Source organism: Microcella putealis, assembly GCF_004216575.1.
GTDB classification, from domain to species: domain Bacteria; phylum Actinomycetota; class Actinomycetes; order Actinomycetales; family Microbacteriaceae; genus Microcella; species Microcella putealis.
The window spans coordinates 51,441-76,135 of sequence record NZ_SGWW01000004.1; the positions used below are offsets into that span (position 1 = coordinate 51,441).

Below are 24,695 nucleotides of genomic sequence, written 5' to 3' on the forward strand. Positions count from 1 at the left end.
GAAGGCGGCCAACGGGCCGCGATCATGAGCCGAGTGGGTGCCGCTCTCGCGAGGATCGCTGTGCGCGCCCGGGGCGACAAAGTGAACGTCGGGAGACTACTCGGGTGTAGGAGTTCCTACACCCGAGTAGGCGCGGCGCACTGCATGCGAGACATCGCGACAGCAAGCATTGAGCACGCACGACGCCCAGCAACGGCGCCCGGTCAGCGCGCAACGCCCGGCGACGGTGCCCGGTCAGCGCGCGACGCCCGGCGACGGCGCTCATTCAGCGCGCAACGCCCAGCAACGACGCCCCGGTATCGACCGTAGGCGGTCGACACGGCTGAGCGAGTCGCCGCGCTGTGGGGCTACCGCTCGCGCGCAAGCGCCTGTCAGCCCCCGACGAGCTCGGCCGTCTGGCGGGCGATCGCCAACTCTTCGTTCGTCGGCACGACCAGCACCTTCGGGCCCTCGAGCGCCGGCGAGATGATGCGGGCGTTGCGCACGGCGCGGCCGTTCAGGAAGCGGTCGACGCGCAGGCCGAGGTGCTCGAGGCCCTCCATGACGCGGGCGCGCAGGGCGGCGTTGTTCTCGCCGACGCCGGCCGTGAACACGACCGCGTCGAGACCGCCGAGATGTGCGAGGTACGCGCCGATGTAGTGGCGAATGCGGTGGGCCCACACGGCGAGCGCCGCCTCGGCGAGCTCATCGCCGCGGGAAGCCGCATCCGTCACGTCACGCATGTCGCTGCGACCCGTCAGCCCCAGCAGGCCGCTCTTCTTGTTGAGCAGGGTGTCGAGCTCGTCGACGCTGAGGCCCGCGACGCGGTTGAGGTGCACGAGCACTGCCGGGTCGAGGTCGCCCGAGCGCGTGCCCATCACGAGGCCCTGCAGCGGGGTCAGGCCCATCGACGTGTCGATCGAGTGACCTCCATCGACGGCGGTGACGCTCGCCCCGTTGCCGAGGTGCAGCACGATCAGCTTCAGCTCGTCGAGCGGGCGGCCCAGCACGACGGCGGCCTGCTCGGCCACAAACTGGTGACTCGTGCCGTGGAACCCGTACTTGCGCACCCCGTGCTCGGCCGCGAGCTCGCGGTCGATCGCGTACGTGAACGCCTCGGGCGGCATCGACTGGTGAAAGGCCGTGTCGAACACGGCGACGTGCGGCACCTCGGGCAGCACCGTCATCGCCGCCCGGATGCCCGCCAGATTCGCCGGGTTATGCAACGGTGCCAGCGCGCTCAGCTCGTCAATCTCGCGCTCCACTGCATCGTCGATCAACGTGGGGGCCGTAAACCGGGCCCCGCCATGAACGACGCGGTGACCGACGGCGGCGATGCGGGCATCCGCGCCGAGAGAATCGAGCACCTGGCGCATGCCGGAGGTGTGGTCAGCGGCGTCACCGCCGGGCTCGCCGATGCGCTCAAGCGTGCCCGCGAGCACCCGCTCGCTCGTGACGGTGTCGATCAGCTGGTACTTGATCGAGCTCGAGCCCGAATTGACGACGAAGACGCGCATCAGGCGTCACCCTCGCCGCGCGTGACACCCGACTCGGCGGCGGCCGCCGCGTCGTCGCGCGAAATGATGGGGATGGCCGTCGTCGCCGGCGGCGGGGTGCGCTGCGCCTGAATCGCCGTGATGGCGACCGTGTTGACGATGTCTTGCACGAGGGCCCCGCGCGACAGGTCGTTCACCGGCTTGCGCAGGCCCTGCAGCACCGGGCCGATCGCGACGGCGCCCGCCGACCGCTGCACGGCCTTGTACGTGTTGTTGCCGGTGTTCAGGTCGGGGAAGACGAAGACGGTGGCGCGTCCGGCGACCGGCGAGCCGGGCATCTTCGTCGCGGCGACGCTCGGCTCGGCCGCCGCGTCGTACTGAATGGGGCCCTCGACGAGCAGCTCGGGCTGGCGCTCGCGCACGAACGCCGTCGCGGCGCGCACCTTCTCGACGTCGTCGCCCGAGCCCGACTCGCCCGTCGAATACGACAGCATCGCCACGCGCGGCTCAATCGCGAACTGCTGCGCGGTCGCCGCCGACGAGATCGCGATGTCGGCCAGCTGCGTGCTCGACGGGTCGGGCACGACCGCGCAGTCGCCGTACACCAGCACCCGGTCGGCGAGACACATCAGGAACACGCTCGACACGACACTCACGCCCGGGTCGGTCTTGATGATCTCGAAGCTCGGGCGAATCGTGTGCGCCGTCGTGTGGGCGGCGCCTGACACCATGCCGTCGGCGAGCCCCATGTGCACCATGAGCGTGCCGAAGTAGCTCACGTCGGTCACCACGTCGCGCGCAAAGTCGACCGTGACACCCTTGTGGGCGCGCAGCCGCGCGTACTCGACCGCGAACTGTTCGCGCAGCTCGCGATCAAACGGGCTGACGATCTCGGCCGCGTCGAGATCGAGACCGAGCTCGGCGGCGCGGCCCCGAACATCCACCTCGTCGCCCAGAATCGTGATGTCGCAGACCTGCCGCTTCAGCAGCGTCGCGGCCGCGCGCAGCACGCGGTCGTCGTCGCCCTCGGGCAAGACGATGCGCTTGCGCTGGCTGCGCGCCCGCTCGAGCAGGTCGTACTCGAACATCAGCGGCGTGACGACGTCGCTGCGGCTGACGTCGACCCGGTCAAGCAGGGCGGATGCGTCAATGTGCTCTTCGAAGAGCGCCAGCGCCGTGTCGTACTTGCGCTGCGAGTCGGCGGCGAGCCGGCCGCGGCTCTCGGTGATGCGCAGCACCGTGTCGTAGGTGCCGTACGGCGTACGGATAATCGGCAGCGTCGGGTCGAGCCCGTCGATCAGCGACTGCACGCTGTCGGGCGTCTCAAACCCGCCGTAGAGGATGATCGCGGCAATACTCGGGAACGTCTCGCTCGCGTGCGCCATCAGCACCGCCAGCAGCACCTCACTGCGATCGCCCGGCACCATGACGACGGCGCCCTCGGTGAGGCGGGGCAGCACGTTCTCCATGCTCATGCCCGCGACGACGGCGCCCATGACCTCGCGCTGCAGCAGCGCCTCCTCGCCGCGCCACAGCTCGCCGTCGCAGCTGGCCATGACGGCGGCGACCGTGGGGGCGATCAGGTAGCGGTCTTCGGGGATCGCGCCGACGAGGGCGTTCGGGTCGAGAGTCTGCAGCTCGCGGGTGATGTCGTCGAGGCGGTCAGCGTCGGCACGGTTCGCGATGAGCGCGAGCAGGGTCGCGTGCTCGTGGGCGAGCTCGGCGACGGCCGCCTCGCCGGCGCGGCGCACCTCTTCGGGGCTGCGCGGGCCGGACTCGGCGAGGCCTCGCCCGCCGCTGGCTCCGGATGCACGCCCCCCGATCACGAGGATCACCGGCGCCCCCAGGTTGGCGGCGATGCGCGCGTTCACCGTGAACTCGGTGGGGCTCGAGACGTCGGTGTAGTCAGAGCCGACGATCACGACCGCGTCGCACTGCCGCTCGACCGCGCGGAAGCGTTCGACGATCGTCGCCATCGCCGCCTCGGGGTCGGCGTGCACCTCGTCGTAGCCGACGCCGATGCAGGTCTCGTAGTCGAGGTCGACACCATCGTGGGCGAGCAGGGTCTCGAGCACGTAGTCGCGGTCGGCGGCGTGGTTGCCGGCCTCACCAGCCGCGGGGTGCGCGGTCGTGCGGGCGATCGGGCGAAACACCCCCACGCGCTGCACGCGACTCGAGAGCGCATCAAGCACGCCGAGCGCCACGGTCGACTTACCCGAGTTGCCCTCGGCGGACGTGATGTACAGGTTGCGTGCCATTGACTCCCAGCCTAGGGAGGCGGCCTGTGAGGGGGCTAGGTGAATGCGGGCGGATCCACAGCGACGTCCGCGCGGACGGTGCGCGCGCATCCGCGCCAGAAAAGAAAAAGGACCCCTCGCGCACCCGCCAGAGCCCGGTTACCCTTGCTGCGTTTCCGCCCTGGGGGAGTTGGCCTGGATGGCGCCACGCGAGGAGCCGAGCTCTACTTTACCGGTAGGATCGCCAGGTCGCGTTCGCGCACCGGTTTCGACCAGGATGCGCGGGCTGACGCCTGGAGGATTCGCCTAGTGGCCTATGGCGCACGCTTGGAAAGCGTGTTGGGTGCAAGCCCTCAGGGGTTCGAATCCCCTATCCTCCGCCAGATTGTGTTTGGCAAGTGCTACTGCGTGAGCATCGCGGCGGCGGCCGCGCGGCCGGTGCGCACCGCGCCCTCCATGTAGCCGCAGACCCACTGGTCGCTGCCGGCGACGTAAAACGGCGGCTCGTGCGTGCCGTGCAGCGGGCCGACACCCATCACGTCACCGGGGCGCCAGCTCGTGATGTAGCCGAGCGTGTACGGATCGACCGCGTAGCGACGCACGATGAGGGATTGCGCATCACGCGCATCCGGACCGAAGGCGGCCGCGAGCTCGTCGATCAGCTCGTCGTGAACCCGCCCGGGGGCGGTCGCGAGGAAGGCGCTCTGCCGCTCGGGCGGCACGAGCGCCGAGAGGATGCCGTCGCGCTGCACCCAGGTGCCGCCCATCATGCCGGTCTCGGAATACATCGTGCCGTTCAGCCCGTCGGCCGCCCAGAACGACTCGGCGTAGGCGACGGTCACCTTCGAGGTCAGCGCGTGGCGCTGGCGATGGAGGGATGCGCGGCGCGCGTCGCTGAGGCCGTCAATGCGGATGCGCCGCAGCGGCCCCGCGGGGATCGTCGACAGCACGGTATCGGCGGTGTACCGCTCGCCGGTGGCGAGCTCGACCGTGCACCCGCTGCTGCTGAGCGTGACGTGCACGACCTCGGCACCGTAGGTCACGCGGTGCCCGAGCTCGGCGGCCATGCGCAGGGCAACCGTGGCGGAGCCCTCGGCGACGCGGCTGACCTCCCACACGTCGTAGTTGTAGAAGCCGGGCTCGCCCGTGACGGCCTCCTTGCGCAGGTCGCTCAGCAGGGAGGTGCGCTCGACCGACTCGGCGGCGAGGGCAAGCATCGCGATGTCGCGGGCGCGCACCACATTCGGCGTCGCGCCCACCTCGCGCAGCCACTGGCCGACGCTGAGGCGGTCGAGGCGGTCGGCGTCGGGGTGCGACCAGGGGTCGTCGGGGTCGACGGTCGCGACAAGCCGCCGAAACTCGGCCTCTGCTCGTTCGTAGGATGCGCGGTCGGCGTCGTCGAAGAACGGCAGCTCGCCGACGCGGCGGCCGTCGGCGAGCATCCAGACGTCGTGGCCGGGGAGGGCGGCGAAGGCGGGCACGAGCGTCAGCCCGAGCTCGGCGACGAGCTGCGTGTAGGCGGTGTGGGAGGGTCCGATGACCTCGCCGCCGAGCTGCATGAGCCGGCCGTCGGGGAGCGTGGTCTGGTCGACGCGGCCACCCGCGCGGTGACGGGCCTCGAGCACGCGCACGTCAACGCCGTGCGCGGCGAGGTCGCGCGCGGCGGAGAGACCGGCGAGGCCGGCGCCCAGCACGATGACGTCGCTGCGGTTCATGTCGACTCCTTTGTCTTCCGTGTGCCCAGCGTACGAAGGATCACCGTGCGGTCGCTTGGATGCTGCTCGGGTGTAGGAACTCCTCCACCGGAGTAGGGAGTCGAGGGCGACGGCAGTTTTCTCAGCGCACGAGGCGCGGCAGCACACGCACGAGGATCGCCGCGCCCGTGAGCTCGACGAGCGTCTGCGTGACGACGACGATCGCGACGAGCTCTGCCCCCTCGGGGAGCGCGAGTGCGATGGGCAGCACGACGAACGAGTTGCGGGTGGCGAGGCTCATCACGAGGGTGCGGGCGGGGGCGGCGGGAAGTCGCGCGAGGCGGGCTGTCACTATGCCGAGCGCGACTGCGGTGACGAAGTAGAAGGCGAAGATCGCCACGAGCAGGGGAAGCAGCGGGGCCGCGTCGACGACCGCCGCGAGTTCTGAGGCGGCTACGGCGAAGAGCACCACCGCCAGGAGCGGCACTGGCAGGCGCTCGGCGACGGTGAATGCGCGGTCGAGAGGGGCGGGGGGTGTCGGGCGTGCATCCGGGGAATCGGTCGCGCGGTCGGGCGTGCGGTCGTCGGCGCGTTCGCGCGCGTGGAGGTCCGCGGTGCGGTGCGCGCGGTGGCGCAGCCCCTGCAGCAGCGCGGCGAGGGCGAGCGGGCCGAGCAGGACCGCGATCGTCGTGGCGAGTGCGCCCGCATCGAGGGTGAGGGAGGTGTCGGGGCGGGCGATGATCCAGACGTAGAGGGGCAACAGCGCGAGCTGCAGCACGAGCGACACGGGCGTGAACGCGACCGCCCGCACCGTGTCGCCGCCGGCGAGCTGCGTGAACGTCAGAAACCAGTCGGTGCACGGCACGACGAGCACCAGCACGACCCCGAGCACGATGAGCGACCCGTCGACGCCGGCCACCCGCTCGGGCACGAGCAGCACCAGACCCGCCACCAGCAGCGGAACCACGACGAAGTTCGCGACGAGCGCCGTCAGCAGAAACCGTGCATCCCGAACCGCGTCAGGGATGCGCGCCAACGGCACCAGCAAAAACGTCACGAACAACAGGGCGGCGAGCGCCGGCAGCACCAACACGGCCAGGGCGTCTCCCGCCGCGGGCACGAGCGCCCCGAGCGCGAGGCCCGCCGCCAGCGCGCCGACATAGACGAGCACCTGGAGGCGCTCGAGCCGACCGACCGGCGCCGCGTCCGAAATCGCTGAGTTCACCACCTCGGCACCTACCGGCGGCCGAGGGTGCCGAAGATGCCGCGCACCACCTCGCGCACGATCGTCTGGCCCGCGCGCGAGCCCAGCAGGTCGCCGAGGCCCCCGGCAGCCCCGCCGCCACCCGCGTTTGGCGAGCGCCGCGTCGTCGTGCGGCGCCGCGTCGACGTGCCCCCGGCGGTGCCGCCCCGCAGGTCGCGCAAGGCCTCCTCGTACTCGCGCTTCGCCGCCGCCTCCCGCTTCGCCGCGTCACGCTCGGCCGTGGCACGGTCACGCGCGGTCGCGGCATCAGCCTTCGCCTGCTCGGCCGCCTGCTCGCGCGCCTGTTCCGCGGCGGCGGCCGCGTTCATCCGCTCGGTCAGTAGCTCGTACGCCGACTCGCGGTCGACCACCTCGCCGTAGCGGGCCATGAGCGGCGACGCCGCGACGGCCGCGTCGATCGTGGCGGCGGGTGCCGGATCCATCGAGCCCTGCGGGGCGCGCAGCCGCGTCCAGGCGACGGGCGACGGGGCGCCCTTCTCGTTCATCACGGTGACGATCGCCTCGCCGATGCCGAGCGTTGTGAGCACCTCGCCCAGCTCGTATCCGCTCTTCGGGTACGTCGACACGGTCGCCTTGAGCGCCTTCGCGTCGTCGGGCGTGTGCGCGCGCAGCTGGTGCTGAATACGCGAGCCCAGCTGCGCGAGCACGTCGCTCGGCACATCCTTCGGGGTCTGCGTCACGAAGAACACGCCGACCCCCTTCGAGCGAATGAGCCGCACCGTCTGCGTGATCGCGGCCAAGAAATCTTTCGACGCGTCGCGAAACAGCAGGTGCGCCTCGTCGAAGAAGAACACGAGCTTCGGCTTGTCGAGGTCACCCACCTCGGGCAGGTCGTTGAACAGGTCGGCGAGCAGCCACATGAGGAACGTCGAGAACAGCGCCGGCTTGTCGGCGACCCCCGGCACCTGCAGCAGGCTGACGAGCCCCCGACCGTCGGCGGTCGTGCGCAGCAGCTCGGCGGTGTCGAACTCGGGCTCGCCGAAGAAGACGTCGGCGCCGTCGGCCGAGAACGCGATCAGCTCGCGCAGCAAAACGCCGGCCGTCGCGCTGCTCAGCCCGCCGAGCGCCTTCAGCTCGGCCTTGCCGTCGTCGCTCGTCAAGAACTGGATCACCGCGCGCAGGTCGTCGAGGTCGACGAGCGCGAGCCCGTTCACGTCGGCGTAGTGAAAGACGAGGGCGAGGCTCGACTCTTGCGTCTTGTTGAGCCCCAGCACCTTCGCGAGCATGAGCGGCCCGAAGCTCGACACGGTCGCGCGAATCGGCACGCCGGCGCCCATGCCGCCGAGGCTGAAGAACTCGGCCGGGTGCGCGGTCGGCACCCAGTCTTGCCCGATGCCGCGGGTACGGGCGAGCAGCTTCTCGCTGCCCTCGCCCGCGACGGCGAGGCCGCTCAGGTCGCCCTTAATGTCGGCCGCGAACACCGGAACCCCCGCCGCGCTCAGCTGCTCGACCAGCACCTGGAGCGTCTTCGTCTTGCCGGTTCCCGTCGCGCCGGCAACGAGGCCGTGGCGGTTCATCATCGCGAGCGGGATGCGCACCGGAACGTCAGCCCGCGCATCCCCGTTCACGACGGCTCCGATGTCGAGGGCGGCGCCCTCGATCGCGTAGCCGTCGCGAATCGCGGCCAGCTGCTCGTCGCCGAGGGGGCCGGATGCGGTGGGTGCGGCCGCGTCGGATGTGGCCGTCGCGCTGTCGACGCGTGCGTCCGCGGCCGAGGTCGTCGCCGCGACCGCTTGCGCCTGCGCGGCGGCGAGCGCCGCCTCAGCCTCGGCCAGTGCCTTCTTCGCCGCCTCGACCGCGTCGGCGGCGGCCGCCGAACTCGCCTCATCGCTCATGCCTGCGAGCCTAAGCGCGCCGCGTCCGCGAGACGAGTCCCCACCGCACGCACGTGACCGCGCCGTCGTCACCCGCGGAGGACGAGCGCTGCGGTACGGAATGAACGTGAATGGTCAGTAGTGGGGGCTTCGCGGAGAAGAGGCCCCCACTACTGACCGTTCGCGGGACACAGGGGCTCGAGCGCGCACGGGATGGAGCCCCAGAGCACGCGCAAGGCACCCCAGCCGTATATGTTGGGAGTCACAGCAAATCGCGACGAAGGGATGCTCGGTGAGCGATCACGAGGCAGCAACCGCCACCGACGGCGCCGGCACCGCGACCGGCGCGGCGACCTTTGCGGCGACCGGCACCGCGATGGGCATGCACGCAGCCGGCACCGCGCCGGGCGCGAGCCGTCCTACCCGCGTCACCGTGCATCCGTCATTCACGGTCGGCGACATCGACCGGCGCATCTTCGGATCGTTCGTCGAGCACCTCGGCCGCGCGGTCGACACTGGCATCTACGAGCCGGGGCATCCGACGGCAGACGCCGAGGGCTGGCGCGGCGACGTCGCCGCCCTCACCCGCGAGCTCGGCACGACGGTCGTGCGCTACCCGGGGGGCAACTTCGTCAGCAACTACCGCTGGGAGGACGGGGTCGGCCCGCGCGACGAGCGCCCGCGCCGCATCGACCTCGCCTGGCGCGCCATCGAGACGAACCAGGTGGGCACCGACGACTTCATCCGCTGGGCACGGCTGACCGGCACCGAGCCGATGCTCGCCGTCAACCTCGGCACGCGCGGAGCCGACGCCGCCGCCGAACTCGTCGAATACTGCAACGTCGAGGGCGGCACCGCGCTCAGCGAGCGGCGCCGCGCGAACGGCGCCGACGAGCCGCACGGCGTGACACTCTGGTGCCTCGGCAACGAGATGGACGGCCCCTGGCAGATCGGCCACACCACCGCCGACGACTACGGCCGCCGCGCCCTACACGCCGCCCAGGCGATGCGCCGCGTCGACCCCACCATCGAGCTCGTCGTCTGCGGCAGCTCGGCGCGCGACATGCCCACCTTCGGCGAGTGGGAGCGGGTCGTGCTCGAGCACACCTTCGACCACGTCGACCACCTCTCGGTGCACGCCTACTACCAAGAGCGCAACGGCGACCGGGCGAGCTTCCTCGCGAGCGGCGCCGCGTTTGAGGCGTTCCTCACCGAGGTGATCACGATCGCTGACGCCGTCGCTGCCCGCCGGCACAGCTCGAAGCGCATCACGCTCTCGGTCGACGAGTGGAACGTCTGGTACCTCGACGCCGTCGAACCCGACGCGACCCTGCCGCTGCGGGAGCGGCCAGACCTGCTCGCCGAGCGCTACTCGATGCTCGACGCGGTCGTCGTCGCCGACCTGCTCTCGACGCTGATTCGGCACGCCGACCGGGTCGCGATCGCCTGCCTCGCGCAGCTCGTCAACGTCATCGCGCCCATCGTCACGCTGCCGGGCGGCGGGGTCTGGAAGCAGACCACGTTCCACCCGATCGCGCTGCTCGCGCGCCACGCCCGCGGCGTGACCCTGGATGCCCGGGTCGACTCGCCGACGCTCGTCACCGACGCGCACGGTGCGGTCACGGCGATCCAGCCGACGGTCGTCTACAACGCGGAGGCGGGCGAGCTCGTCATCGCCGTGACTAACCGGGGCGCGGCCGCCGCACCCGTCACCGTGGATGCGCTCGGCTTCGAGCTGGGTTCCGTCATCGAGGCGGTCAGCGTGATCGCCGACGACCGCGGCGCGCGCACGACGGCCGCGGAGGCGGCCGACGGCGTGCCCACCGCCCTCGACGGCGTCACGGTGCAGGGTGGGGCCGTCGAGGCCAGCCTGCCGCCCGAAAGCTGGAGCCTGATTCGGGTGGCCGCGCGAGCATCCTGAGCGGGCGGCGACGCGCGACACGGCCCGGCAACGCGGGCGAGCTGCGAGAGGAATCGCGGCTAGAAGCCCCAGCTCTCGAGCTGCCCGTTGCGGAAGGCGCCGCGGGCATCCCAGCGGGCGCGCAGCTCGGCGAAGTCGCCCCACCGTGGGTAGAGCGCGGCGAGCTCGTCGGCGGCGAGCGTGAACACCTTGCCCCAGTGCGGTCGCGCGCCGAACGGTGCGAGCGCCGCCTCGAGCTGCGGAAGCAGCGCACGCACGGCCGGCTCGTCGCGGCGCCACGTGAAGTGAATGCCGACGACGTCTCGCCCGTACGCGCCCGACAGCCACAGCTCGTCGGCGCGAATGCTGCGCAGCTCGCTCACGAACAGCAAGCGCCGCAGCTCGTCGCCCACGCCGGGGCTCGCTGCGAGCGCCCGCACAGCGGCGATCGCCTCGGCGGCGCGGTCGCGGGGCACGAAGTACTCCGACTGCAGCTCGTCGCCGTTCGACGGCGTGAACTCGGCACGGAAGTGCGGCAGGCGTTCGAACCACGGCCCGGGCTCACCCGTCTGATCGGTGCAGTTCTCGGCGGGCCCTCCGGGCAACGGATGCCCCGGCTCACCCGCCCGCACCGACCCCGGCAGCGGCTCGGGCACCTCGGCACCGCGCGTCTTTCGCCACACCTGGTCGACCCGCTCGGGGTCGGCCCAGGTGGTGAACATGCTCACGCTGTCGGCCGAGCCGAAGACCGCGTCGAGATCGGCGAGCGCCGACTCCCACGGCAGGCCGCGGTCGACCACCTGCGTCATTCCGTACGTCGGTTCGACGGCGAGCTCGACCCGGGTGACGACGCCGAGCGCACCGAGTGCCACCACGGCGCCGGCGAAGTCAGCGTCGCCGCGGCGCACCGTGACGAGCGAGCCGTCGGAGCGCACCACGTCGAGGGCGGTCACCGCGCTCGCGAGCGAGCCAACGGCATCCCCCGAACCGTGGGTGCCGGTCGCGATCGCGCCGGCGACCGTGATGTGCGGAAGCGACGCCATCGCCCGCAACGCCCAGCCGCGCGCGTGCAGCTCGCGGGCGACCTCGGCGTACCGCATTCCGCCCGAAACGGATGCCGTTCGCGCGTCGGCGTCGACCGTCACCTCCGCGGGCAGCGCCTCGGTCGACACTATGAGCTCGGCGCTGTCGGCGAGCGCGGTGAAGGTGTGGCGAGAGCCGACGGCGCGCACGTGAGCGGCGGCACGCACCAGCTCCGCGAGTTCGTCGACGCTCGTCGGGTGGGCGATGCGGGGCGCGGTGAAGCGCACGTTGCCGGCCCAGTTGTGGCCGGCGGGTGACGAGGTGGTGGCGCCCGCGGGCGATTCGTTGCTCACGACAACAAGGTTAGGGGCGAGGCCGACGAACCGGCCCCGCCCCGCAGTGGTGCTGGTCGCGCCCTACGCCGTCACCGCCGGCGTGCGCTCCTCGAGCCCCCACGCCTGGCCGTAGCCGCCCTCGCTCTCGGGCTTCGCCATGAGGTCGAGGAAGGGCTTCGCGTCGAACGCCTCGGGGCCGAGCACGCCGGCGCCGCTCCAGACACCCGTGGCGAGCAGCTCGAGCGCGACGACGGGGTTGAGGGCGGTCTGCCAGACGACGCACTGGGCCTCATACTCGGCCATCGTCCACTCGTTGTCGCTCACGTGGTAGAGGTACACCTCGCGCGGCTGGCCGTCCTTCCCGGTGCCGGTCACCCAGAGGCCGGCGCAGGTCTTGCCGGTCATGCGGGGGCCGAGGGTCGCCGGGTCGGGCAGGCCTGCGGCGACCACGTCGCGCGGGCTCACCTCGACGGGCCCGTTCGCGCTGCGCACGCGAATGGGCTGCGTCTTGTCGAGCCCCAGCTGGTTGAGGGTCTTCAGAATGCCGATGAACTCATCGCCCAGCCCGTACTTGAAGGTGACGCGCTTCGCGTCGAGCCAGCGCGGCATCATCAGCACCTCTTCGTGCTCGACGTTGACGCACTCGACGGGGCCGATGCCCTCGGGGAAGTCGAACACCTCGGGCTCGCTGAACGGCGGAGTCGTGTACCAGCCCTTCTCTTTTTCGAAGATGACGGGCGGGTTGAGGCACTCTTCGATGGTCGTCCAGATCGAGAACGACGGGGCGAAGATCTCGTTGCCGTTGTCGTCGCGCACGACGAGGTTCGCGCCGTCGCGGGTGCCGAGCTCGTCGACCTCGCTGAACAGGTGGTCGACGGCGTAGCGCGCGAACACGTTGCTGAGGCCCGGCTCGACGCCCATGCCGACGAGGGCGAGGCGGCCGTCCTTTTCCCACTCGCTGGCGGCCTCGAACTGCTCGTCGCCGAGTTTCACGCCGGTCTTCGCGTACGGCTCATCGGGGTGCGGAACCGACAGGCTCATCGCCATGTCCACGTAGTCGGCGCCCGCCGCCTTCGCGCCGGTGAAGATCGGCATGACGAACTTCGGCTCGACCGCGTTCATGACGATCGTGGCGCCGTGCTCGCGGGCGACCCTCTCGACGACGGCGGCATCCGAAGCGTCAATCTGCGCGGCAACGAAGCGCTCGCCCTGCGGGCCGTGCTTCGCCTCGATCCAGGCAATCGTGCGCTCGGCGCGGGTCACGTCGTAGTCGCTCACGATCATCTGCTCGAAGAACGAGCGGCGGGCGGCAATCTTGGCGATGGCGTCTCCGACGCCTCCGGCGCCGACGAGGAGAATCTTCATGCCGCCCATATTATCCAGGTGGACAATAAGGCGCAAGGGGGATGCGCATCCTCGTCATCGACGGATGCGCGGGGCGCGCCGACGCGCCGGTCGCGTCAGCGTCGTCCCGTCAGCGTCGTCGCGTCAGCGTCGTCCCGTCAGCCGTCGCGTCAGCCGCCGCGCGGCCTCCGCGCCCGCGGCTCAGCCGCCAGCCTGTCGGCGATCGGCGCCCACAGCACGACCGCAACCGCGGCGCCGAGGATGGCCCCACCGATCGTGTCGGTCACCCAGTGCACGCCGAGGTAGGTGCGCGCGAGCGCCATGGCAACGACGTACGCCGCACCCGCGACCCACACCCACCAGCGCTCGCGGGTGAGCCCGAAGACGAGCACCAACACCGCCGCGATCGTCGCCGCATTCGCCACGTGGCCCGAGGGGAACGAGCCCTCATCGCTCGCCACCAGCATGAAGTCGGGACGGGCGCGATCGAACAGCGCCTTCAGCAGCTGCACCACCCCCGCGCTGACGGCCGCCGCCACGATCGAGAAGCCCGCAGCCCACGGCCGCCGAATCGCCAGCAGCCAGATCACCATCGCGATCGGCACGATCACGATTCCGACGAGGTGGCCACCCACCCAGTCGAGGAAGAGCGCGGGCAGGTCGAACCAGGGGGCGCGCTCCTCAAGCAGTTCATTCATGAACTCCTCATCGGCCGCGAGCGGAGAACCCCGGAACGTGATGAGCGCCCCGAGCACGACCGCGGCGGTGATGCCGACGCTCGCGCTGATCACCGGCCAGCGTCGACGGATCTTTCGGGCCTCGCGAACGGAACTCATGCGGGCGACGGTAGCGCAGCATCCGTTTTCATGGAGCAGACGGTCAGCGACCGTTCAGGGCGCGACCGGCGATCAGCGTGACAGCGCGGGCACCGTCCACGGCCGAACGACCGCCCACAGTGCGATCACCGCGAGCGCCCCGCAGGCCGCCATCATCGCCCCCATCGGCACCGAGGTCGAGATACCGAAGACGCCGACGAGCGGCGAGAGCGTGCCCGCGAGGCCGAAGTTGAGGGCGCCGAGCAGGGACGCGGCGGTGCCAGCTTCCTTGCCGTGGTTGGCGAGGGCGAGCACCTGCACGCACGGGAAGCCGAAGCCGCACGCCGTGATGAAGAACCAGAGCGGCACGATCGTGCCGAGGAGGCCAGCGCCGGCCGAGTCGAGCACGACGATCGCGGTCGCGCTGAGGACGAGGACGGCGGTCGAAACGCCAAGGATCCACTGCGGGCCGACAAACTTCGCCAGCCTCGAGGCGATCTGCACGCCCGCGACCACGCCGACCGAGTTGATGGCGAACAGCAGGCCGTAGCCCTGTGCATCCAGGCCGTAGACGCCTTGAAACAGGAACGACGACGCCGACAGGTAGACGAACAGGCCCGAGAAGGTGAAGCCGCCCACCAGCGCGACGCCGACGAAGATGCGGTCGCCGAACAGCGACCGGTAGCGCTGCCCGATCGTCGAGTGGCCCGGGTCGACGCGGCGCGCGGGAGGCAGCGTCTCAACGATGAACAGCCACGACGCCAGCACGATGACGACGCCGTAGATGGCGAGGAAGACGAAGAGCCCCCGCCACTCTGTCACCAGCAGCAGCTGCGAGCCGATGATGGGAGCGGCGATCGGCGCGAGGCCGTTCACGAGGGCGAGGCGCGACAGCATGCGCACGAGCGGGTAGCCACCGAACAGGTCGCGCACGGTCGCCATCGCGACGACGGCACCGGCCGCCGCGCCCGCGCCCTGCAGCACGCGGGCGACCATGAGCCAGGTGATGTCCGGGGCGAGCACCACGCCGATGCTCGCGATGACGTGCACGCTCGTGGCGACGAGCAGCGGCAGGCGGCGGCCGACCTTGTCACTCCAGGGCCCGACGAGCAGCTGGCCGAGGGCGAAGCCGATCATCGTGGCGGTGAGCGTGAGCTGGATCGTCGCCGTGCTGACGTCGAGCTCGGCCTCGATCGCGGGGAACGCCGGCAGGTACAGGTCGACCGTGAACGGTCCGAGCGCCGTGAGTGCGCCCAGCACTATGACGTAGACGAGGCGCTGACGGCGGGTCAGCGAGTCTCCGGGATGCACGACGGTCGTCACGCGGGCTGCCTTTCTGGGCGCGCCGGCGCGGGTGGCGTCGGCGCGTCAGTGCGAGGGGTCGGTCTGGGGCGGCGGTGCTGGTCGCGCACGGCGGCTCGCGGGCGACGTCGACGCGACGGCGGTCGCGTCTGCGTCGGTAGGCGGGCGGATGCGCGGCTCGCGCGGGCGGGACGGATCGCCGTTCACAAACCCCCGGCCTCCGCACTCGAGCCGTGTCAGCCTACGCCTGCGGGGGCCTCGTGTCGAATCGATTCGAGCACCAGCCTAGCCGGGTGGCTTCGCCACCCCAGTTCGGGGGCCCCTACGGCGCACGGAGACAGCAAAAGGCTGGCAAGCAGACACCTCGCGCGCGGAAGAGCCCAACTACGCACACGGCGGATCCTTGCTTTTGTCAGTGGTGCCGACTTGCATGAGGAGCACCCACAGAGTTGCATTCACTTTTTGCGAGGATTACATGAGCGACACCCCGAATACACCGCAATACAGTTCGACCCCGCCCCCGCCGCCCCCGACGCCGCCGGCACCCCCGGCTGTGACGAGCGCAGCAGCGACCGAGACCGCCACCGCAGCCCGTCCCTGGTTCAAGAAGAAGCGCTTCCTCATTCCGGGTGGGGTGCTCGCATTTGCCGTGGTCGCATCGGCAGTGAGCGGTGGCGGCGATGACGCCCCGACCGCTACTTCCGACGAGTCGAGCATTGTTGCCGAATCTCCGGAGCCGACCTCCGACCCCGAAGCTGAGGCTGCCGCGGCGGAAGCGGCCGCAGCCGCAGAGGCCGCAGCCGCAGAGGCTGAGGCCGCCGCGCAAGCCGAGGAAGAGGCGCGAGCCGCCGAGGAGGCCGCAAACGCCGGTACCGTTTCTCAGCAGAACGCCCTGCGTTCGGCCGAGGGTTACCTCGACTTCATCCCCTTCTCCCGCCAAGGCCTCATCGATCAGCTGGTGTTCGAGGAGTACCCCGAGGCAGATGCCGTTTGGGCTGTCGACCGCGTCGGCGCTGACTGGAACGCGCAAGCAGCCCTCAAAGCGCAGAGCTACCTCGACTTCTCGAGCTTCTCACGTCAGGGCCTGATTGATCAGCTCATCTTTGAGGGGTTCACACCCGACGAAGCCGCATTCGGAGTCACACAGGTCGGCCTCTGATCTGAGGGTAGACAGGCGCCGGCGGACCCCACGCAGGGGCACCACGGGGAGGGTCCGGTTCGGAACCCTCCCCGTTCGCGTGCCTACTACTTGCTCTTCGCTTTGGCTGCCTTCTTCGCCTCGCGCACGCGAGCGAGCGAGTCGGCGTCGACGATGTCAGCGACCGACTTGTACGAGCCCTCGACCCCGTAGTCGCCGGCAGCCTCGCGCCAGCCGTCGGCCTCAAGCCCATACTGCTTGCCGAGCAGCGCGAGGAAGATCCTGGCCTTCTGCTCGCCGAAGCCGGGCAGCCCCTTCAGCCGGCGCAGCACGTCGGCCCCGGTCGGGGCGCTGCCGTCGTCGGTGGGCGCGGTCCAGATCGCGGCCGCGTCGCCGCCCCACTCGTCGCGCACGATCTCGGCGAGCGCCTGCACCCGCCCGGCCATCGAGCCCGGGAACCGGTGCACCGCCGGAGTCTGCCGAAACACCTCGACGAACTCGTCCGGGTCGGCGCTCGCGACCGCGGCGGGCGTGAGCGACCCCATGCGGTCGGCGATCTTCGCCGGCCCTGCGAACGCGGTCTCCATCGTGACCTGCTGGTCGAGCAGCATGCCGACGAGCAGCGCGAACGGGTCGTTGGTCAGCAGTTGGTCGGCGCGGGCATCCCCCGTGATGTTCAGAGCCATGCGCCTATTCTGGCGAGCATCCCTGCAAACGGGATGCGCGCATCCCGACCCGCTCAGCCGCAACACCGGCCCTTTGGTGCAAAACCGCGCGTTCGAACGTGCGGTTTTGCACCAAACGCGCGGTGTTGGGTGCGGCGGAGAGCGTCGGGTCAGGCTGCGGCACTGGTTGCGGCTAGCGCTGCCGCCAGTCCGGCGGGCAACCGTGGCCGGCCGTGCTGCCGCAAACCCCGCAGAACGGTGCAACACCGCACGTTCGAACGCGCAGGGTTGCACCAAACGCGCGGGGTTGGTGGGAGCGGTGCCAGGGGTCGGGTCAGCCAGCGGCGAGCGGCGCAGGCCGGGCTGAGGCAGCGGGCAGGCTTGGCGCGCAGCGCAGCGCGGCGCGCAGCCAGCGCAGCCCCGGCCCCACCCCCTACGCGGGGATCGCGCGCTCGCGGATCAGCTGCGCGTACCAGTGGGCCGAGTCTTTCGGCGTGCGCTCGAGCGTCTCGTAGTTGACGCGCACGATGCCAAAGCGCTTCGTGTAGCCGTAGGCCCACTCGTAGTTGTCCATGAGGCTCCACACCTGGTAGCCGACGATGTCGGCCCCGCGCCCCATGGCGCGGTGCACGGCCGTGAAGTGCTGGCGCAGGTAGTCGATGCGGTCGGCGTCGCGCACCCTGCCATCCTCGTCGGCCTCGTCGGGGAACGCCGCGCCGTTCTCGGTGATCATGAGCGGCAACCCGTACTCCGACGAAAGCCCCACGAGCAGGTCTTCGAACGCCGCAGGGTCGATGTTCCACCCCATGTCGGTGTACGGCCCGTCGGTCGGCAGAAACTCGATCTCTTCGGCGGCCCCCGGCCAGGCAGTCCCACGCGACGCGCCGTGCCCGTCGGCCGACTGCCGCTCACCGACGCCGTCCCAGAGCCGCACCCGCATGGTCGAGTAGTAGTTGACGCCGAGCACGTCGAGCGGCTGGTGGATCTGCTCCAGGTCGCCGGGCAGCACGAACGACCAGTCGGTGATGGCCGCCGTGTCGGCGAGCAGGTCGGCGGGGTATTCGCCTCGCAGCATGGGGCCGGTGAAGGCGCGGTTGCCGAGTGCGTCGATGCGGCGAATGGCCTCGTCGGCCGTGTCGTCGACACCGCGCGCGACCTGCGGGTTGAGGGTCGCCGAGTACTGCACGTCGGGCCTCGTGACGCTCGCGCGCAGGGCCTGAATGCCGAGCCCGTGCGCGAGGTTCAGGTGGTGCACGGCGCGCAGCGTGGCGAGCCGGTCGGTCACACCCGGAGCGTGAACGCCCGCCCCGTATCCGAGGTACGCGCTGCACCACGGCTCGTTGAGCGTCGTCCACACGGCGACCCGGTCGCCGAGCGCCTCGCCCATGTGGTGCGCGTAGTCGCCGAAGCGCAGCGCCGTGTCGCGGGCCGTCCATCCGCCCTGGTCTTCGAGCGCCTGCGGCAGGTCCCAGTGGTAGAGCGTCGCGATGGGCTTAATGCCCCGGGCGAGCAGCCCGTCGACGAGGCGGTTGTAGAACGCGACGCCCTTCGGGTTCGCGGGCCCCGTTCCGTCGGCCTGGATGCGCGGCCACGCAATCGAGAACCGGTACGCCTCAAGGCCCAGCGACTGCATCAGGTCGAGGTCGTCGTCGAGGCGGTGGTAGTGGTCACAGGCGACGTCGCCGGTGTGACCGTGCAGCACCGCGCCGGGCTTGCGGCTGAAGGTGTCCCAGATCGACGGACCGCGGCCGTCTTCGCTCGCCGCACCCTCGATCTGGTAGCTCGCCGTGGCTGACCCGAACAGGAAGCTGGAGGGGAAGGTGAGGCCGTGCTGGCGGTAGTCGTCGCTCATGCTCCGAGCCTACGGCGAAACGGTGTGGAACCGCTCTCACACCGGCGGAAAACGGATGCGTTCCGCGCGACGGCGCCGAGCATCCACCAGCCAAAAAACGGAAATGCGCCCCATCGCATTCGCGAGGGGCGCATTCCGTGAGCGGATGCTCGTGACTAGCCGCGCGCGCGCCGCTTGTTCCAGACGTCGAACGCCACCGCGAGCAGCAGCACGAGGCCCTTGATGAACTGCTGGTAGTCGGTCGAGACGCCGAGCAGCGACATGCCGTTGTTCAGCACACCCATGATCAGACCACCGGTGATCGCGCCGACGACCGTGCCGACGCCACCCTGCACGGCCGCGCCACCGATGAACGATGCCGCGATCGCGTCGAGCTCGAACAGGTTGCCCGCGCCGGGGCCCGCCGAGTTGAGGCGACCGGTGAAGATGATGCCGGCGAGCGCCGCCAAGACGCCCATGTTGACGAACAGGTAGAAGTCGACGGTTCGCGACTTGATGCCCGACAGGTTCGCCGCGTTGCGGTTGCCACCGACGGCGTAGATGTGGCGACCGAAGATGCTGCGGTTCATCACCTGGGTGTAGACCACGACGAGCACGCCGAGCACGATCAGCACAATCGGGGTTCCGCGCGATCCGGGCGCGATGCCGAGCAGGAAGGTCAAGTACAGGATCAGGCCGGAGCCGAACAGCACCTTGACGAGGAACCACCAGGCCGGCTCGGTCTCCAGCTTCAGGCGCACCCGCTTCATGCGGCCCTGAATCTGCGAGCCGATGAACATCAGCAGCGCGAGGATGCCGAGGCCCACCGTGATCCACTCGGCCGGCGACGAGGCTGGCGGGAACAGTTGCGGGAACAGGTAGCCACCGCCGAGCTGGCGGTACTCGGTCGGGAACGGCGTGATCTGGGTGTTGCCGAGCACGATCTGGGTGAGACCGCGGAAGATCAGCATGCCCGCGAGGGTCACGATGAACGCGGGGATCCCGACGTAGGCGATCCAGAAACCCTGCCAGCAACCGACGAGCGCGCCGACGACGAGGCCTGCGAGAATCGCGACCCACCAGGCCCAGCCCCAGTCCTGAACCATGACACCGGTCATGGCCCCGACGAAGGCGGCGACCGAGCCGACCGAGAGGTCGATGTGGCCGGCGATGATGACCATCACCATGCCGATCGCGAGGATCAGGATGTAGCTGTTCTGAACGATGATGTTCGAGACGTTGCCCGCCGTGAGCAGGCGGCCCTCGGTCAGCACCTGGAACAGGATCACGATGATGATCAGCGCCAGGAAGATGCCGATCTGACGCAGTCGCGAGGTGAGGAAGCCGAGCACCTCCGATCGGGTCGACGTGGTGCGGGTCGACGGGGTGCGAGTCGCGCTAGCCGATGACATGGTCGGCCTCCTTTTCTTTCGTCATGAGCACCATGAGTGCTTCGGGGGTTGCGTCCTTCACGGGAAGCTCGCCCGTGATGTGGCCCTCTGACAGGGCGTAGATGCGGTCACTGATGCCGAGCAGTTCGGGCAGTTCACTCGAGATGACGATGACCGCTTTGCCCTGGGCTGCGAGCTTGTTGATGATCGTGTAGATCTCGTACTTCGCGCCCACGTCAATGCCGCGGGTCGGCTCGTCGAGAATCAGCACCTCGGGGTCGGAGTACAGCCACTTCGACAGCACAACCTTCTGCTGGTTGCCGCCCGAAAGCTTCCCCGTCACCGCGTCGACCGTCGGAGCCTTGATGTTCATGCTCTTTCGGTAGCCCTCGGCGACAATGTGCTCTTCGCCCCCGTCGACCCAGCCGCGCGTGGCGAGCTTGCCGAGGCCGGCCGCCGAGATGTTGCGCTTGATGTCGTCGATGAGGTTCAGCCCGTACACCTTGCGGTCTTCGGTCGCGTAGGCGATGCCGTTGCGAATCGCCTCGGGCACCGAGCGCGCGGTGATTTCTTTTCCGTGCATGTAGAGCTGGCCCGAGATGCGCGAGCCGTACGAGCGCCCGAAGATGCTCATCGCAAGCTCGGTGCGCCCGGCGCCCATGAGGCCGGCAATTCCGACGACTTCGCCGGCGCGCACGCTGAGCGAGGCGCCGTGGATGATCGTGCGGTCGTGGTCGGTCGGGTGGTGCACCGTCCAGTCTTCGACGCGGAAGATCTCTTCGCCGATGTCGACCGAGCGGTCGGGGTAGCGGTGCTCGAGGTCGCGGCCGACCATGCCCTTGATGATGCGGTCTTCCGAGATTTCGCCCCGACCGACATCCAGGGTTTCGATCGTGCGCCCGTCACGAATGATCGTGACCTCGTCGGCGATCGCCTTAATCTCGTTGAGCTTGTGGCTGATGATGATGCAGGTGATGCCCTGACCCTTGAGGTGCCGGATCAGGTCGAGCAGGTGCGCCGAGTCCTCATCGTTGAGGGCGGCGGTCGGCTCGTCGAGAATCAAGATCTTGACGTTCTTCGACAGCGCCTTGGCGATCTCGACGAGCTGCTGCTTGCCGACACCAATGTCGCGCACAACCGTGGTGGGGCTGTCGCCGAGCCCGACGCGGGCGAGCAGTTTCTGCGCCTCGGCGTTCGTCTCGTCCCAGTCGATGAAGCCGCGCTTGGCGCGCTCGTTGCCGAGGAAGATGTTTTCGGCGATCGACAGGTAGGGGCTGAGCGCCAGCTCCTGGTGAATGATGACGATGCCCGACTTCTCGCTGTCGCGAATGTCTTTGAACTCGACGACCTTGTCTTCGAAGACGATATCGCCGGTGTACGAGCCGTGCGGGTAGACGCCTGACAGCACCTTCATCAGCGTCGATTTGCCGGCGCCGTTCTCACCGCAGATCGCGTGCACGTGGCCGCGTTCGACGGTGAGCGTGACATCCTGCAGCGCCTTGACGCCGGGGAACTCTTTCGTGATCGATCGCATCTCGAGGATGGTGCTCACGGCCGTCCTCCTTCTCTCCTCGTCGAGTGGTGCGATGGGGGATGGCGGCGCTCACGCGCCGCCGAGTAATGCGGGGGGTGGGTGCGGGCCCGGTGACAGTTGCGCCACCGAACCCGCACCCGGATGAAACGGAACCTACTAGCCCAGGTCCTCAGCGGTGTAGTAGCCGCTGCCGATCAGAACCTCTTCGTAGTTGTCGATCGTGACGATCGTCGACTCGAGCAGGTACGACGGCACAACCTTCACGCCGTTGTCGTAGGTCTCGGTGTCGTTGACCTCGGGCTCGCCGCCCGAGAGCAGCGCGTCGACCATGGCCACAGCCTGCTCGGCGAGCAGACGGGTGTCCTTGAAGATGGTCGAGTACTGCTCGCCCGCGATGATCGACTGCACCGAGCCGACCTCGGCGTCCTGACCCGTGATGACCGGGAGGGCGTCGGTCGAGTAGCCACCCGAGGTGAGGGCCGAGATGATGCCGATCGAGAGGCCGTCGTAGGGCGAGAGAACGCCATCGATCTGCGTGTCGCCGATGATGGTGAGGATGTTCTCCATGCGCTCCTGGGCGGTTTCGGGCAGCCAGCGAAGAATCGCGACCTGCTCGAATGCGGTCTGACCCGAGGGAACAACGAGCGTGCCGTCGTCGATCAGCGGCTGGATGACGCTCATCGCGCCGTTGAAGAAGAAGCCGGCGTTGTTGTCGTCGGGGCTACCGGCGAACAGTTCAACGTTCAGCGGGCCGGCGACGTCGGTGCGCTCGCCGTTCTCGTCGAACACGCCCATGCCGATGAGCAGCGAAGTAGCCTGCTGCACGCCGACCTGGAAGTTGTCGAACGTCGTGTAGTAGTCGACGTTCTCGCTGCCGTTGATGAGGCGGTCGTAGGCGATGACGGGGATTCCCGCGTCGGCCGCCTGCTGCAGCACGTCGGTGAGCGTGGTGCCGTCGATCGAGGCGATGATCAGGGCTTCGGCGCCCGAGGTGATCATGTTCTCGATCTGAGCGACCTGGGTGGGGATGTCGTCGTTGGCGAACTGAAGGTCAACGTCGTAGCCGAGGGCTTCGAGCTGCTCTTCGACGTTCGCGCCGTCGGCGATCCAGCGCTCCGACTGCTGAGTCGGCATCGCAACGCCGACGATGCCGCCGGCGGCGTCATCGCCTCCAGCGTCGCCGCCGGTGCTGCCACCGGTACGGTCGCCGGCGCAGCCAGCGAGGGCCAGCGACATGACTCCCGCAGCGGCGATGCTGAGGAGGAACTTGCGGTTCTTCACTGTGTGTCCTTTCGAGGGGGTTTGGTGGTGGTGCTTCGGCCGTCTGCCGCCCATCGCTGGGGGCGTCGTGGCCGCTCCCGAGTCGCCTCGGGGGGTCTATGGATGCGCGGGGCCCGTCACAGCCCCTGCGCCAGTCGGTAATACGCCGCGTTCGAGCGCAGCTGCTGCTCGAAGCCCGGCAGGGTGGTTTCACCGTCGATCACGAGCAGTTCGACGCCGCTCATGGCGGCAAAGTCGCGCAGCACGTCGACGCCGATCTGGGTCGACATGACGGTGTGGTGGGCGGCGCCGGCGGTGAGCCAGGCGGCGGCCGAGGTGGCGAAGTCGGGTGCCGGCTTCCACACGGCGTGGCCGACGGGCAGCTTCGGCATCGGGGCCGGCAGCTCGACGTTCTCGACGACGTTCGCGACGAGTCGGAAGCGGTCGCGCATGTCGCTCAGCGCGCAGACGACGGCGGGGCCGGCGTCGGCCGTGAAGACAAGGCGCACCGGGTCTTCCTTCCCGCCGATGCCGAGAGGGTGCACCTCGAGGCGCGGCGTCTGGCTCGTCAGCGACGGGCTCACCTCGAGCATGTGGGCACCGAGGATGAGCTCCTCACCGGGGACCAGGTGGTAGGTGTAGTCCTCCATGAGGCTCGCGCCTCCCGGCAGCCCCGCGCCCATGACGGCGGCGGCGCGCACCATCACCGCGGTCTTCCAGTCGCCCTCGGCGCCGAAGCCGTAGCCGTCGGCCATGAGGCGCTGCACCGCAAGGCCGGGCAGCTGGCGCAGGGTTCCGAGGTCTTCGAAGCTCGTGGTGAAGGCGCCGAAGTCGCCCGCCTCGAGGAACGAGCGCAGGCCCAGCTCGATGGCCGCGCCGTAGCGCAGAGAGTCGGCGCGCTCGCCGCCGGGCAAGAGGGCCGCCTCGACGTCGTAGAGTTCCGCGTATTCGGCGACCAGAGCATCCACGTCGCTGTCGGCGACGGCGTGCACCGCGTCGGCGAGCTCGGTGACACCCCAGGTGTTGACCTGTACGCCGAAGCGCAGCTCGGCCTCGGTCTTGTCGCCCTCGGTGACGGCGACGAAGCGCATGTTGTCGCCGAAGCGGGCGAGCTTCAGGTTCTGCGTGGCGTGACGGCCGGCGGCGGCGCGGGCCCAGACGCCGATGCGCTCGGTGACGGCCGGGTTCGAGACGTGGCCGACGACGGTGGTGCGGGCGACGCTGAGGCGCGAGGCGATGTAGCCGAACTCGCGGTCGCCATGGGCAGCCTGGTTCAGGTTCATGAAGTCGAAGTCGATGTCCGCGAAGGGCAGTTCGACGTTCGCCTGCGTGTGCAGGTGAAGCAGCGGCTTCGTAAGGGCGTCGAGACCCGCGATCCACATCTTCGCGGGGCTGAAGGTGTGCATCCAGGTGATGACGCCGATGACGTGCTCGGCGGCGTTCGCCTCGCGCATGACCCGCGCGATGCTCGCCGGGTCGACGAGGGTCGGCTTCCAGACCACGCGCACCGGGATGCTCGCGGCCGATTCGAGGCCCGCCACGACCTCCTTCGACTGCTCGGCAACCTGGCGCAGCGTCTCATCGCCGTACAGGTTCTGGCTGCCGGTGAGGAACCAGACCTCGTAGGTCGACAGGTCGGGAACGATGCTGCGAGACACGGAACTCCTTGACAT

Annotated in this window: 17 protein-coding genes, 1 tRNA gene and 1 other RNA gene; 3 read left to right on the top strand and 16 right to left on the bottom strand. The window is 69.8% G+C overall.

The window, feature by feature from the left end:
- Window positions 1-371: 371 nt before the first annotated feature.
- From EV141_RS10205 to ffs, 3 genes are all read right to left on the bottom strand, one after another.
- The gene (locus tag EV141_RS10205; RefSeq protein WP_260437920.1) at window positions 372-1,496 is read right to left on the bottom strand and encodes an acetate/propionate family kinase; all 1,125 of its coding nucleotides are present in this window, start codon (window positions 1,494-1,496) and stop codon (window positions 372-374) included.
- Window positions 1,496-3,733 carry a phosphate acetyltransferase gene (gene pta, locus EV141_RS10210; protein ID WP_130485878.1) on the bottom strand — a complete coding sequence of 746 codons (2,238 nt, stop codon included), beginning with the start codon at window positions 3,731-3,733 and terminating at the stop codon, window positions 1,496-1,498. Before pta ends, EV141_RS10205 begins: the two co-directional genes overlap by 1 nt.
- A 104-nt stretch (window positions 3,734-3,837) precedes the next feature.
- An RNA gene (gene ffs / locus EV141_RS10215) (signal recognition particle sRNA small type) lies at window positions 3,838-3,934 on the bottom strand.
- Between the two features lie 73 nt (window positions 3,935-4,007).
- On the opposite strand from ffs, the gene EV141_RS10220 reads away from it, so the two are divergent.
- Window positions 4,008-4,095: transfer RNA gene (locus EV141_RS10220), tRNA-Ser, on the top strand.
- 18 nt (window positions 4,096-4,113) lie between these two features.
- On the opposite strand, the gene EV141_RS10225 is transcribed toward EV141_RS10220, so the two are convergent.
- From EV141_RS10225 to EV141_RS10235, 3 genes are all read right to left on the bottom strand, one after another.
- Window positions 4,114-5,427, bottom strand: coding sequence for a flavin monoamine oxidase family protein (locus EV141_RS10225; RefSeq protein WP_130485879.1), 1,314 nt, complete (start codon window positions 5,425-5,427; stop codon window positions 4,114-4,116).
- A gap of 121 nt (window positions 5,428-5,548) precedes the next feature.
- Entirely contained in the window at window positions 5,549-6,631 is a 1,083-nt protein-coding gene (locus tag EV141_RS10230) for an arsenic resistance protein (RefSeq protein ID WP_157985544.1), read from the bottom strand.
- A gap of 11 nt (window positions 6,632-6,642) precedes the next feature.
- Window positions 6,643-8,505: a helicase HerA-like domain-containing protein gene (locus tag EV141_RS10235; RefSeq protein ID WP_130485881.1), complete on the bottom strand. Its 1,863-nt coding sequence runs from the start codon at window positions 8,503-8,505 to the stop codon at window positions 6,643-6,645.
- A gap of 271 nt (window positions 8,506-8,776) precedes the next feature.
- On the opposite strand from EV141_RS10235, the gene arfA reads away from it, so the two are divergent.
- On the top strand, window positions 8,777-10,405 hold the full coding sequence (gene arfA / locus EV141_RS10240; RefSeq protein ID WP_311768269.1) for an arabinosylfuranosidase ArfA: 1,629 nt from the start codon (window positions 8,777-8,779) through the stop codon (window positions 10,403-10,405).
- 59 nt (window positions 10,406-10,464) lie between these two features.
- On the opposite strand, the gene EV141_RS10245 is transcribed toward arfA, so the two are convergent.
- The 4 genes from EV141_RS10245 to EV141_RS10260 form a co-directional block, all read right to left on the bottom strand.
- Complete coding sequence (locus EV141_RS10245) at window positions 10,465-11,760, bottom strand: D-arabinono-1,4-lactone oxidase (RefSeq protein WP_130485882.1); 1,296 nt, start codon at window positions 11,758-11,760, stop codon at window positions 10,465-10,467.
- Window positions 11,761-11,823: 63 nt separating this feature from the next.
- Window positions 11,824-13,107 (bottom strand): saccharopine dehydrogenase family protein, encoded by a 1,284-nt coding sequence (locus EV141_RS10250; protein ID WP_130485883.1) that lies wholly within the window; start codon window positions 13,105-13,107, stop codon window positions 11,824-11,826.
- Window positions 13,108-13,256: 149 nt separating this feature from the next.
- Window positions 13,257-13,922, bottom strand: a complete 666-nt coding sequence (locus tag EV141_RS10255) for a phosphatase PAP2 family protein (RefSeq protein WP_130485884.1) — start codon at window positions 13,920-13,922, stop codon at window positions 13,257-13,259.
- Window positions 13,923-13,994: 72 nt separating this feature from the next.
- Window positions 13,995-15,224 carry a multidrug effflux MFS transporter gene (locus EV141_RS10260; RefSeq protein WP_130485885.1) on the bottom strand — a complete coding sequence of 410 codons (1,230 nt, stop codon included), beginning with the start codon at window positions 15,222-15,224 and terminating at the stop codon, window positions 13,995-13,997.
- A gap of 532 nt (window positions 15,225-15,756) precedes the next feature.
- On the opposite strand from EV141_RS10260, the gene EV141_RS10265 reads away from it, so the two are divergent.
- Entirely contained in the window at window positions 15,757-16,362 is a 606-nt protein-coding gene (locus tag EV141_RS10265; protein ID WP_241969221.1) for an Ltp family lipoprotein, read from the top strand.
- Window positions 16,363-16,448: 86 nt separating this feature from the next.
- Here EV141_RS10265 and EV141_RS10270 read toward each other — a convergent pair whose 3' ends face one another.
- The 6 genes from EV141_RS10270 to araA form a co-directional block, all read right to left on the bottom strand.
- Complete coding sequence (locus EV141_RS10270; RefSeq protein ID WP_130485887.1) at window positions 16,449-17,027, bottom strand: HhH-GPD-type base excision DNA repair protein; 579 nt, start codon at window positions 17,025-17,027, stop codon at window positions 16,449-16,451.
- 412 nt (window positions 17,028-17,439) lie between these two features.
- A complete protein-coding gene (locus tag EV141_RS10275) occupies window positions 17,440-18,858 on the bottom strand; it encodes a GH1 family beta-glucosidase (RefSeq protein WP_130485888.1) in 1,419 nt (472 codons plus the stop codon).
- A 155-nt stretch (window positions 18,859-19,013) separates the two neighbouring features.
- On the bottom strand, window positions 19,014-20,249 hold the full coding sequence (mmsB, locus tag EV141_RS10280; protein ID WP_130485889.1) for a multiple monosaccharide ABC transporter permease: 1,236 nt from the start codon (window positions 20,247-20,249) through the stop codon (window positions 19,014-19,016).
- Window positions 20,236-21,762 (bottom strand): multiple monosaccharide ABC transporter ATP-binding protein, encoded by a 1,527-nt coding sequence (mmsA, locus tag EV141_RS10285; RefSeq protein WP_130486005.1) that lies wholly within the window; start codon window positions 21,760-21,762, stop codon window positions 20,236-20,238. Before mmsA ends, mmsB begins: the two co-directional genes overlap by 14 nt.
- A gap of 156 nt (window positions 21,763-21,918) precedes the next feature.
- On the bottom strand, window positions 21,919-23,043 hold the full coding sequence (chvE, locus tag EV141_RS10290) for a multiple monosaccharide ABC transporter substrate-binding protein (protein ID WP_375880270.1): 1,125 nt from the start codon (window positions 23,041-23,043) through the stop codon (window positions 21,919-21,921).
- Between the two features lie 116 nt (window positions 23,044-23,159).
- Window positions 23,160-24,695 carry an L-arabinose isomerase gene (gene araA / locus EV141_RS10295; protein WP_130485890.1) on the bottom strand — a complete coding sequence of 512 codons (1,536 nt, stop codon included), beginning with the start codon at window positions 24,693-24,695 and terminating at the stop codon, window positions 23,160-23,162.